Origin of the sequence: Buchnera aphidicola (Kaburagia rhusicola ensigallis), assembly GCA_039830025.1 — a bacterium.
In the GTDB taxonomy this organism is placed as follows: Bacteria; Pseudomonadota; Gammaproteobacteria; order Enterobacterales; family Enterobacteriaceae; genus Buchnera_B; species Buchnera_B aphidicola_AW.
The window spans coordinates 13,801-26,153 of record CP140040.1 but is presented as its reverse complement, the minus strand read 5'-3'; the positions used below and the strand labels follow the sequence as shown (position 1 = coordinate 26,153).

Annotated in this window: 8 protein-coding genes, 1 tRNA gene and 1 pseudogene; 4 read left to right on the top strand and 6 right to left on the bottom strand. The window is 26.2% G+C overall.

Going from position 1 to position 12,353, the window contains the following annotated elements:
* The first annotated feature begins 23 nt into the window (after positions 1-23).
* Positions 24-1,856, top strand: a complete 1,833-nt coding sequence (gene glmS / locus U0T55_00120; protein XBC42842.1) for a glutamine--fructose-6-phosphate transaminase (isomerizing) — start codon at positions 24-26, stop codon at positions 1,854-1,856.
* A gap of 75 nt (positions 1,857-1,931) precedes the next feature.
* Here the strand turns inward: glmS and rpoH are convergent, their stop codons facing one another.
* Positions 1,932-2,789 (bottom strand): RNA polymerase sigma factor RpoH, encoded by an 858-nt coding sequence (rpoH, locus tag U0T55_00115; protein XBC42841.1) that lies wholly within the window; start codon positions 2,787-2,789, stop codon positions 1,932-1,934.
* Between the two features lie 157 nt (positions 2,790-2,946).
* Positions 2,947-4,125, bottom strand: coding sequence for a signal recognition particle-docking protein FtsY (ftsY, locus tag U0T55_00110; GenBank protein ID XBC42840.1), 1,179 nt, complete (start codon positions 4,123-4,125; stop codon positions 2,947-2,949).
* A 139-nt stretch (positions 4,126-4,264) separates the two neighbouring features.
* On the opposite strand from ftsY, the pseudogene rsmD reads away from it, so the two are divergent.
* Positions 4,265-4,836, top strand: a pseudogene (gene rsmD / locus U0T55_00105) (16S rRNA (guanine(966)-N(2))-methyltransferase RsmD).
* Between the two features lie 188 nt (positions 4,837-5,024).
* Positions 5,025-5,762, top strand: coding sequence for a DNA replication protein DnaC (gene dnaC / locus U0T55_00100; GenBank protein ID XBC42839.1), 738 nt, complete (start codon positions 5,025-5,027; stop codon positions 5,760-5,762).
* 522 nt (positions 5,763-6,284) lie between these two features.
* Here dnaC and groL read toward each other — a convergent pair.
* Entirely contained in the window at positions 6,285-7,931 is a 1,647-nt protein-coding gene (gene groL / locus U0T55_00095) for a chaperonin GroEL (protein ID XBC42838.1), read from the bottom strand.
* Positions 7,932-7,984: 53 nt separating this feature from the next.
* The gene (locus U0T55_00090; GenBank protein XBC42837.1) at positions 7,985-8,278 is read right to left on the bottom strand and encodes a co-chaperone GroES; all 294 of its coding nucleotides are present in this window, start codon (positions 8,276-8,278) and stop codon (positions 7,985-7,987) included.
* A 296-nt stretch (positions 8,279-8,574) separates the two neighbouring features.
* Here U0T55_00090 and U0T55_00085 point away from each other — a divergent pair.
* Positions 8,575-8,647: transfer RNA gene (locus U0T55_00085), tRNA-Phe, on the top strand.
* Between the two features lie 635 nt (positions 8,648-9,282).
* Here U0T55_00085 and mnmE read toward each other — a convergent pair.
* Entirely contained in the window at positions 9,283-10,656 is a 1,374-nt protein-coding gene (gene mnmE, locus U0T55_00080) for a tRNA uridine-5-carboxymethylaminomethyl(34) synthesis GTPase MnmE (protein ID XBC42836.1), read from the bottom strand.
* Between the two features lie 95 nt (positions 10,657-10,751).
* Entirely contained in the window at positions 10,752-12,353 is a 1,602-nt protein-coding gene (gene yidC / locus U0T55_00075) for a membrane protein insertase YidC (protein ID XBC42835.1), read from the bottom strand.

Here is a 12,353-nt window from a genome sequence, read left to right as displayed (position 1 = left end):
AATTTTCCATTATAGGATATAATATGTGTGGAATTATTGCTATCGTTGCACAAAAAAATGTAATACCAACACTAAAAAAAGGAATGGTTCGATTAGAATATAGAGGATACGATTCTTCAGGATTAGCTATTATTAATAATCAAAACAAAATTTTGCGTTTCCGAGCTCAAGGAAAAGTACATAATTTAATTAACATAATTGAAAAAATCCATTTATCTGGAAATATAGGTATGGCGCATACCAGATGGGCTACACATGGACAAGCATTAGTAAAAAACGCACACCCTCACATATCTGATAATATTTCTATAGTCCACAATGGCTTTATTGAAAATTATAAAAATATTAAGCAAAACTTGCAAAAGAATGGATATCATTTTTCTTCTGATACTGATACAGAAGTAATTGCTCATCTAATTAATTTTATGCAAATTCAAGAAAAAGAAACACATCTTCTAACAGTGATCCAAAACGTCACTAAAAAACTAAAAGGAAACTACAGTATGGTAATAATGGATACTAAAAATCCTGAAATATTACTAGCAGTACGATCAGGAAGTCCATTATTAATAGGAATAGGAAAAAAAGAAAATTATATTGCTTCTGATCAATTAGCATTATTAGATGTTACAAAACGTTTTATATACTTAAATGAAGGTGACATTGCGCTATTAACTAGTAATGATATTACTATTGTCAATAAAAACGGAGTATCTCAAAAAAGAGAAGAAATATACTCTCAAAATAATAATATTGATATCAATAAAGGATTATTTCGACATTATACAGAAAAAGAAATATATGAACAACCCAATTCCATATATAATACTCTTTTAAACCGATTAAAAAAAAATAAAACAGTCTACTTTTCCGAATTAAATATAAAAGCTGATGAACTGTTATTTAAAACAGAACACATCCAAATTATAGCATGTGGAACATCTTATCACGCTGGATTAGTATCGAAATATTGGTTTGAATCATTAGCCATGATATCGTGTGATGTTGAAACTGCTTCAGAATTTTGCTATAGAAAATTTGTTGTTAGAAAAAATAGTTTATTTCTAATACTATCGCAATCTGGAGAAACGGCTGATAATTTAACTGCTTTAAGAATTTCAAAAAAATTTAAATATTTAGGATCGTTAGTAATTTCTAATTCAAAAAGTTCATCGTTAGTACATGAATCAGACTTTTCCTTACTTACTTATGCAGGAATAGAAGTAGGTGTTGCATCTACTAAAGCATTTACAACACAATTAACGGTATTACTAATGTTAGTAGCAAAATTTATTCATTTAAAAAATAAAAACTTAAAACTAGAAAAGAAAATAGTAAATATATTGCATTATCTACCAAATAGAATTAAAGACATTTTAAAGTGTAAAAATATCATTTATTCTTTAGCTACAAAAATATTTAATAAAGAAAACATTTTATTTTTAGGCAAAGGAGAACAATATCCTATTGCAATGGAAGGGGCATTAAAAATGAAAGAAATTTCATATATTCATGCAGAAGGATATCCAATTGGAGAATTAAAACATGGCCCTTTAGCTTTAGTAGATTCAAAAATTCCAATCATCGTAATTGCTCCAAATAACCATTTATTAGAAAAAATAAAATTAAACATAGAAGAAATCTATTCTAGAAAAGGATTAATTTATATCCTATCAGATCAATATACCCAATTCAATAAAAATAGTAATATTATACGATTTCCTTATGTAGAAAACTTAATTTCGCCAATTGTTTATTCGGTTTCATTACAACTTTTAGCATATTATACTGCTTTAATAAAAAACAAAAATATAGATCAACCTAGAAATTTAGCAAAATCAGTGACAGTAGAATAATATCAACTAAAATATGTAATGGAAATAATTTTTAAAAATTACAAAATATTTAATTAATGAAATGCATAAGCATTATTATGTTTCTATAGCAATTCGTAACTTTTTCATCGCGTTTTTTTCTAATTGACGAACTCTTTCTGCAGATATTCCGTAACTATTTGCAATAGTCTGCAAAGTAACTTTATTATTATTATCTAACCATCGTGCATTAATAATGTGTCTACTTCTTTCATCTAATCTTGATAAAGCATTACTTAACTTGTTAGAAGTATGTTTTTCCCAATTATTTTCCTCTACTTCATTGGCAAAATTAGACAAATTATCTTTTAAGTAAGGTGCAACATTCATTAATTTTCCACCTCCTAAACTTTCATTTACGATAGGATGCAAAGCTATATCTTGCGCTGACATGCGAGATTCCATTTCTCTTACATCTTCACTTTTTACCCCTAATTCACGAGCAACTAATTCTAACTCACTGTCACTAAACCATCCCAATCTTCTTTTTACTTTGCGAAGATTAAAAAATAATTTTCTTTGTGATTTAGTAGTAGCTACTTTTACAATTCTCCAATTTTTTAATACATATTCATGAATTTCAGACTTAATCCAATGAACAGCAAATGATACTAGTCGAACACCTACTTCTGGATTAAAACGACGAACAGCTTTCATTAACCCAATATTTCCCTCTTGAATTAAATCTGATTGCAATAATCCATATCCCGAATAATTTCTAGAAACATGAATTACAAATCTTAAATGAGATAAAATTAATATTTTTGCTGCCTCTAAATCACTTTGATAATACAATCTTCTTGAAAGAGTTTTCTCTTCTTTTTCAGATAACATTGGCCAGGAATTAGCTGCTTTAATGTATGCTTCTAAATTACCTAATGAAATTGTTGCTAACATTTTCATGTTCTTAGTCATTTGTAATCCAAATACCAAAAAATATGACTCATTATATACTATATTATTGTAATATTACTAATATAATCAAATAAAAATTAAAAAATTAAATGTATATCTATAAATGCTATTTTTAAAAAATATGCTCATGTCTTTTTTTTATTATTAAAAAAGTAATTTAAATATTTTTAGAAAAAATAGCATTTACAAAAATTTTACTGTTAAAATGATGTATATCTTCCATCTTTTCTCCAAAACTAATATATCTAATAGGAATAGATAATCGATGAGCTATAGAAAATATCGCTCCACCTCTGGATGTACCATCTAATTTTGTAATTGCCAAACCAGTTATGCCTAGTTCTTTATTAAAAATACTAGCTTGTTTTATTGAATTTTGACCTATACACGAATCTAGTACCAATATGATTTCATCAGGAGCAGAATAGTCTAATTTCTTTAATACTCTTTTAATTTTTTTTAATTCTTCCATTAAATTGACTTTATTATGTAATCGACCTGCAGTATCAGCTATTAAAATATCGACATTTTTAGATTTTGCAGCTTGAAATGCATCAAAAATTACTGCAGCAGGATCTGCTCCAGATTGTTGCGATATTACTGGAACTGAATTTTTTTTTCCTAATATTTTTAACTGATCAATAGCAGCAGCTCTAAATGTATCACCGGCAGCTAACATTACTGATTTTCCTTCATTTTTAAAAATATGAGTAAGTTTACCAATAATAGAAGTTTTTCCTACACCGTTTACACCTACAATTAATATTGAAAATGGTTTCTTTGATATTATATCCAATGGCTTTTCAACTTTCTTTAAAATATCGATCATGTTTTTCTTTAATAAAGACAAAACAATTTCACTATTTTTGATATTTTTAAAATATACTTCTTTTTCCAAAGCATTAACTAATATATTTGTAGTTTCTAAACCAATATCAGACATTAAAAGTTGTTCAGAAATGTTATTAAAAATAGAATTATCTATTTCTTTTTTGGAAAATAAATTGTAAATTTTCAGTCCAAGATTTTTCTTAGTTTTAGATAATTTCTTTGCTAATATTGAAAATATTCCCTTTTTCTCATAATTTATAGAAGACACGATACTTTTTATATCATGATTTTTAATTTTTTTAATGCATGTTAAATTATCTTGTGTTTGACTTGGTATCATACATTCATTTTTATGCGAAATATTACAATTCAATAAACTTTTTTTTAATACTTTTTTGCCTTTTAAATCCATAGCATCAATTTTATCTTCTTCTTTACTAGATTTTTTTTTAGGATTAAACCAAGAAAAAAATTTTTTAAGCTTACTTTTATTATTTTTTAACATTATACTATTCCTTACTATTTCATATACATGACTGATTGCACTTAATATAATATAATACATATTAATATACGTAATATTTAAACTTTGCTTTTATTACATAATCATATAATTATACATATAATGAATAAAAAATACCAAAATGAAAAAAATTAAAAAAAGTAATATTCGAATTATCAGTGGAGAATTTCGAGGACATAAGATTTCAATAAAAAAATCCTATAAAATACGTCCTACAACTGATCGTATGAGAGAAACACTATTTAATTGGATTAATAAAAGAATTATTAATGCTAATTGTTTAGATTGTTTTGCCGGAAGTGGAGCATTAGGAATAGAAGCAATTTCTCGTTATGCTTCATTTGTAACTTTTATAGAAAAACATAAAAACATAATACAAAAACTAAAAAAAATATTTATAACATTGAATAAATCAAATATTGAAATTATACATTCTAACGCAATTAATTGGTTAAAAAAAAAAGAAAACCTTATGATATTATATTTTTAGATCCTCCATTCCAAACTAAATTGCTACAACGTGCTATTATTCAATTGGAAAAATATAAATACACTAAAAAATATTCGTTAATATATATAGAAAAAGAAAAAACGCCTAAAACTCTGTTCATACCTCACAATTGGATATTGTATAAAGAAAAAACAACATCAAGAGTTAGTTATCAGCTTTATATATGTCAAAAATATATCTAAATTTTTAATATTAAACTAATTAAAATAACTTATGAGAAATAATGAATTTATTTGTAATATTAAAAAATATAATATCCAATTAATACAATAATTTATAAACATGTATTGCATCAATAAAATAACACATTTTAATAATATTGAAGAAACATCTTATATCTTGAAATATTAAAAATAATCTCAAAATAACAATGAACAATAAAAAATTTTTAAAACGTCTTCAATGTTTAATACCTAAACATATCAAACCTAAATTTCAAAATGATGAAGATCTTCTATCATGGAATCAAGAACAAGGAAGATTATCATCCGATGCCATTTTAAAAAAAAACAAAGAAAAAAAAATACAACGTATTTTAGACAGGTCTGGAATTCAAGAATTATATGTAAATTGCTCTTTTAAAAATTATCGTGTAGAACATGAAGGTCACAAAAAAGTAGTGAAAGCAGCTGAAAGATATGCTCAAGAATTTAATAAAAGTATAGCAAGTTTTATTTTTTCTGGAAAACCAGGAACAGGTAAAAATCATCTTGCTTCTGCGATAGGAAATTATTTAATTTTAAACGGAAGCAGTGTATTAATTATAACAGTTGCAGATTTAATGTCAAATATGAAAGAAACTTTTAATGGCAATTGTAATATAACTGAGGAAAACTTATTAAATAATTTGAGCAATGTAGATTTACTAATGATAGATGAAATAGGAGTACAAACAGAGTCAAGATACGAAAAAGTAATTATTAATCAAATTATAAATAGAAGATCATCATCTAAACGTTCCACAGGAATGTTATCTAATTTAGACTATAGAGGATTAAAATCACTTTTAGGTGAACGAGTTATTGACCGAATGCGATTAGGAAATGGACTATGGTTAACTTTCGAATGGGAAAGTTATAGAAGACGCATAAAAGGAAATAAATACTAAGATGTTTAAATAACAAAATTATGACTACTTTATTAAAATAGAAATATTTTATATTTTCATAGTTATAAATTAATTGATAAAATATTATATTTTTAAAAAATTATTAAAATTAGTATACAATTATTGTAATATAATATTATAAAATATTTTATGTAATATAATAAAATTATAAAAATTTTTTAATATATACTATTTAATTGCAAATTTATTGAATGTATATTTTTATTAAAGATTATTAAAAAACAAATTCTAACTTTAAAAAACAATATAATTACATGAAGAATAAAAAAAATAATTATTAAAACTTTTCCCAAAATATAAAAATGGTCATTAATACTTGATATAACCCTCTTAAAATAAAATAATGTTAAATATATACATCTTAATATTAATTAATAAATAATATCCAGGAAAATGTCATTCAATTATAAAACTAAAAGACAACATTTCTCTCCTAAATTATTACGCATAAAGGAGAGAAACATTAAAATTAATGTACTTTTAAAAATCTTTAAAGAACCACTACATCATTCCACCCATTCCACCCATTCCAGGAGCAGAAGGAGCACTACTTAAGTCAGATTTGTCTTCTTTTGGTAAATCTGTAACCATGCATTCTGTAGTTATCATTAATCCAGCTACAGATGAAGCATATTGCAATGCTGAACGAGTAACTTTAGTAGGATCTAAAATTCCAAAATGTATCATATCTCCATATTCATCCGTAGCAGCATTATATCCATAATTGCCTTTTCCATCTTTAACATTATTAGTGACAACAGAAGGTTCTTCACCAGAATTAGATACAATTTGACGTAATGGAGCTTCCATAGCACGAAGAGCTACTCTTATTCCTACATTTTGATCTTCATTTTGACCTAAAAGATTGGAAATTTTAGCAGCTACTCTAACTAAAGCTACTCCACCGCCTGGAACTACGCCTTCTTCTACGGCAGCACGAGTAGCATGTAAAGCATCTTCTACACGCGCTTTTTTCTCTTTCATTTCTACTTCAGTAGCAGCACCTACTTTTAACACTGCTACTCCACCAGATAATTTTGCTAAACGTTCATTCAATTTTTCTTTATCATAGTCAGAAGTAGCTTCCTGAATTTGTTGACGAATTTGACTAATTCTATTTTGAATATTAAATTTTTCGCCTATTCCACCTATAATTGTAGTGGTATCTTTGCTTATCACTACACGTTTTGCTTGTCCTAAATCTTCTAAAGTAGCTTTTTCTAATTCCATAGCTAATTCTTCAGATATCACAGATCCAGCTGTTAATATAGAAATATCTTGTAACATTGCTTTACGACGATCGCCAAAACCAGGGGCTTTTACTGCCGCTACTTTTACAATGCCTCTTATAGAGTTAACAACTAAAGTAGCTAGTGCTTCACCTTCTAAATCTTCAGAAATAATTAATAAAGGTTTTCCCGATTTTGCTACTGCTTCTAATATTGGAAGTAACTCACGAACATTAGAAATTTTTTTATCTGCCATTAAAATATAAGGGTTATCTAATTCTACAATTCCTGTTTCTGCTTTATTAATAAAATATGGAGATAAGTAACCTCTGTCGAATTGCATACCTTTTACTACTTCTAATTCATCCTGTAATCCAGTACCTTCTTCAACAGTAATTACTCCATCTTTACCAACTTTTTCCATCGCATCAGCAATTAACATGCCTACTTTCTCATCAGCATTGGCAGAAATGGTTCCAACTTGAGTAATAGCTTTAGAATCAGAACATGGAACAGATAGACATTTCAATTCTTCTACTGCTGCAATCACTGCTTTATCAATTCCTCTTTTTAAGTCCATTGGATTCATACCAGCAGCTACAGCTTTCAAACCTTCATTTACAATTGCTTGCGCCAATAATGTCGCTGTAGTAGTACCATCTCCAGCTGCATCATTAGCTTTAGAAGCTACCTCTTTTACCATTTGAGCGCCCATATTCTCAAATTTATCTTCTAATTCTATTTCTCGAGCTACAGATACACCATCTTTAGTAATACTAGGTGCACCAAAAGATTTATCTAAAACAACATTTCTACCTTTTGGACCTAAAGTTACTTTTACTGCATCAGCTAATACATTAACACCTCGAAGCATTTTTACACGCGCTTCGTTTCCAAACTTGACGTCTTTAGCAGCCATTGAATTGTTTCCTTAAACTTAAAGTTTAATTTTACTTAGCAAATATTAAAAAATTAATTTTCAACAATTGCTAATATATCACTTTCAGTTAAAATTAATAATTCTTCGTTATCAATTTTCTCTATTTTTGCGCCATAACCTTCGTTAAAAATGACTGTATCACCAATTTGCACATCTAACGGCTTTACATTACCATTATCTAGAATACGACCGTTACCAACAGCAATTACTTTACCTCGAGTAGATTTCGCTGCAGCAGATCCTGTGAGTACAATTCCACCTGCTGATTTAGATTCTGTCTCTTGTCGTTTGACAATAACACGATCATGCAATGGACGAATTTTCATTTAATATATTCTCCTTTTAGAAATTAAAATTTAAAACTATTTAAACTTTAACACTTCCTGCTATAAGATATATGGACCTTAATCTAAACTTTCAAGTATTAATAAAAAAAATTATTATTTATAAATATATTTAGGAAAAACTTATTGATAAAAATATTGATTTTGTATTTTTTATTATAAAGAAAGCAAGGAACATGCTTATGTTATCATAAATTTACACATATTTCATAGAAATATTCAGTTTATATAAAAAGTTATTGACATGAATAAATCATTGATGTTTAAATAAGGTGTTTGCCTGGATAGCTCAGTTGGTAGAGCAGAGGACTGAAAATCCTCGTGTCGGTGGTTCAATTCCGCCTCCAGGCAAAAAATTATATTAATTATATTTTTGTATAATTCATCATTAAATAATATAAAGTAATATTTTTAAAATAAAAATTCTTAGAAAAGTAAAAACATATTACCTCCATTTGAATTTATATATTTAGTTATGATATATGTATTGTTTAGTCTTTTTTATTTTTTAATACATATTCCTATTTTGATGTTATATACATTCCACTTTTCCTAAAATAGTTAAATGCATAAGCTCTTTTAAATCTTGTTTTAACAATTTTTTTATAGGTATTGAAGTTTAATATAAAAATACTACTCATTATTCTATTAAAAAAATAAAACATCAGGATAAAATAAAAAAATATTTTCTAATAGAAAACATTTCAAAATAAATTAGAATTTTTTAATTCTTATATCAAACTTTGAAAAAATTAAGACTAGATAACTACGCAGCATAGAACTTAACATAAAACTCTATGAGATTTCCAATATATCCTTTTTATTCTTTAAACCTAAAAAAATGTTGTAATGTTATATCGCGTTTCAATTTTTTTATTTGTATCCAGATAACTCTTAGTCATTTGTTAATAAAGTTGTATTTATGAAAAAATCATAATTTTTCATAAATACAACTTTATTAACAAAAACTATTAAATACAATATGACTATTTTCCAATGCAAAATTTGGAAAAAATATCAGACAATAATTGATCTGAAGTATGACAACCAGTAATATTATTTAGTTGATTTTGGCAAAAAAGCATGTCTTCTGCTAATAACTCAATGTTACCATGTTGTGTCCAATTATTTTTACTCGTTCGCAAAAAATTTAAAACATTTAACAAAATATTAATATGACGCTGTCTAGCTAAAAAAATGCTTTCATTATTACAAAAAAAATTATTAATTTTAAAAGTATTATATAAATGTTTGCGTAGTTCTTTAATTCCTTTTCCAATTTTTGTTGATGTACACATGTAATTTTTTGTGTTTAAATGTTCAGTATTAACACTAAAATTTTGGAGATCTGATTTATTAAAGATAACAGTAATACTTACATTATTTGACAACGTTTTAATAAAGTTAGTATAAGTTTCAATTTGATTATCATAATTGGAAGATCCATCAACGACATATAATATATGATCAGCTAAATTAATTTCTTTCCAAGCAAATTCTATTCCTATGCGTTCAATTACATGATTAGTTAAACGTAAGCCAGCTGTATCTACTAAATTAAATAATAAACCATTAATACTAATGCGTTCATAAATAACATCGCGAGTAGTACCTGGTATATCAGTTACTATTGCACGATTAGTACATAATAAGGAATTTAGTAAACTGGACTTTCCTGAATTGGGATGGCCACATATAACTACTTTTATCCCTTTACGTAATATTACTCCCTGAGTAGACATGTTATAAGTATTTTCAAGTAAATCAATAATTTTATCAATGTGACTTACAATATTTTGTTCATAACTTACATTTACCTCATCTTCAGAAAAATTAATTGATGTTTCTATCATAACTCGAAAATTATTAATTTTTTTAATTAATCTATTAATATGACAAGAAAATACACCTTGTAAAGACTTTACAGCGGCATGTACTGCTTGTTCAGAAGTAGCATTAATTAAGTCAACTATTGATTCTGCTTGAACTAAATCTATTTTCTCATTCAAAAAAGCTCGTTCAGAAAATTCTCCTGGTTTTGCTAACCTAATATTGGGAATAGAAAGTATATTACAAATTAACAAATCCATTATAATTGGATTACCATGTCCTTGCAATTCCAAAACATCTTCGCCAGTAAAAGAATGTGGGTTAGGAAACCACAACGCAATTCCATAATCTAATATTCGACCTGACATATCAAAAAATGGAAGATAACTAGCATATCTTGCTAAAGGTATTTTTCTTAATATCTTTACAGAAGCTTTAGATGCTGAAGATCCAGAAATCCTAATAATTCCAATATTACACTGAATCTCAGGCGTTACTTTAGATACAATAGTATCATCTTCAAAATTCATATTTTAAAATAATTCCTTAAAACATTTATAAATACACACATTATTTTATACTTATTTTAATAAGCGTTAATTATTTCATTGTTTTTAATCATTATCTATGTAAATTCACTAGTATCTTTCAAATGATTTAAAATATATTTTTGTTGAATGATAGTAACTAAATTACTCGTAATATAGTATATTACTAATCCAGAAGGAAACCATAAAAAAAATACTGTAAATATCATTGGTACAACATGCATAACTTTTCTTTGAACAGGATCTGATATATTATTAGGTGTAATAATTTGAATTAAAAACATTGTTAAACCCATTAAAACAGGTAATACATAATATGGATCTTGATCTGATAAATCTTTAATCCAAAAAACAAATGGTGCATGTCGTAGTTCTACTGAACTAATTAGCATATAATATAATGCTAGGAAAATAGGCATTTGTATTAATAGAGGAAAACAACCACCTAAGGGATTAACTTTTTCAAATTTATATAGTTCTAGTATTTTTTCACTCATTTTTTGTTTATTATTTTCGTAATTTTGCTTTATTTGATCAATCTTAGGTTGTATTTTTTTTATTTTAGTCATAGTTGTGTATTGGGATTTAGTTAAAGGATACATTATTCCTCTTATAATAAAAGTAATTAAAATAATAGATACACCCCAATTACCAACAATATTATATAAAAACTTCAATAATTTAAATAAAGGTTGAGAAAGAAACCATAAATATCCATAATCTACAGTTAAATCAAGATTAGGAGCTGATTGAGCCATTTCGTTTTGAATTTCTGGTCCTATCCACAATTTTGAACTATATGCAATTTGGTGATGCGGCTTAATATTTATTGTATGAGAATAAAATCCAATTTCAATCACGTCGCTACTAACTTTGGCAGTGTAAAAAGTATTCAATAGAATATTGTCTGGAATCCAAGCTGTAACAAAATATTGTTGTAACATTGCTATCCATCCATTATAAGTAACAACATTTAAATTATTTTGTTTAAAAATAGAATCAAAGTGATATTTTTCATATTTTACACTATCAGTAGAATATGCCGCGCCTCGAAAAGTTTGCAAGGAAAAATTGCTATTACTTGCATCTTTTTTATCAAGAATTCCAATACTTTGCTGTAATCCTCCAAAAAAAGAAATTTCTAGATTTTTGTTAGTTTTGTTATATATTTTATATTTAACATCTATGTCATATGAATTAGATTTAAAAATAAACGTTTTAATATATGTTATTCCCTCTCGCGAAGTCCACAATAATGGTATATGTATTTCTTTCTGATTTTTTTTTAATTTAAAGTGTTTTTTTGAAGCAATATAAATTGGTTTTTTTTTAGCGTTTTCATCATCTAAAAAATTTTTTCTTATTACCCCACTTTTTGTTTTGTATATAAAATTTTTTTTATTATCTAGTAAAATTAATGGTTTAGAAGAATTCAATTTATCTTTGAAATGCAACAATTGAGCTTGCTCTATATCTCCACCTTCTAAGTTAATTTTTACATGTAAGACGTTTGTGGTAACCGAAATACTATTTACATCATCGTTTTTAACTAAATTAACATTATGATTTTGATATAATGATACATGAATATGAGCATTAGTATTAAAATTCCATATTTCTAAAACTAGAAACAATATAAAAAAAAATCCAAAAATAAAAAAACTACGTTGCAAATCCAT

Bases quoted from the DNA above. Each gene is read 5' to 3' on its own strand.
- groL (XBC42838.1), bottom strand. From the start codon at position 7,931: ATGGCTGCTAAAGACGTCAAGTTTGGAAACGAAGCGCGTGTAAAAATG.
- ftsY (XBC42840.1), bottom strand. From the start codon at position 4,125: ATGTTAAAAAATAATAAAAGTAAGCTTAAAAAATTTTTTTCTTGGTTT.
- mnmE (XBC42836.1), bottom strand. From the start codon at position 10,656: ATGAATTTTGAAGATGATACTATTGTATCTAAAGTAACGCCTGAGATT.
- U0T55_00090 (XBC42837.1), bottom strand. From the start codon at position 8,278: ATGAAAATTCGTCCATTGCATGATCGTGTTATTGTCAAACGACAAGAG.
- yidC (XBC42835.1), bottom strand. From the start codon at position 12,353: ATGGATTTGCAACGTAGTTTTTTTATTTTTGGATTTTTTTTTATATTG.
- glmS (XBC42842.1), top strand. From the start codon at position 24: ATGTGTGGAATTATTGCTATCGTTGCACAAAAAAATGTAATACCAACA.
- dnaC (XBC42839.1), top strand. From the start codon at position 5,025: ATGAACAATAAAAAATTTTTAAAACGTCTTCAATGTTTAATACCTAAA.
- rpoH (XBC42841.1), bottom strand. From the start codon at position 2,789: ATGACTAAGAACATGAAAATGTTAGCAACAATTTCATTAGGTAATTTA.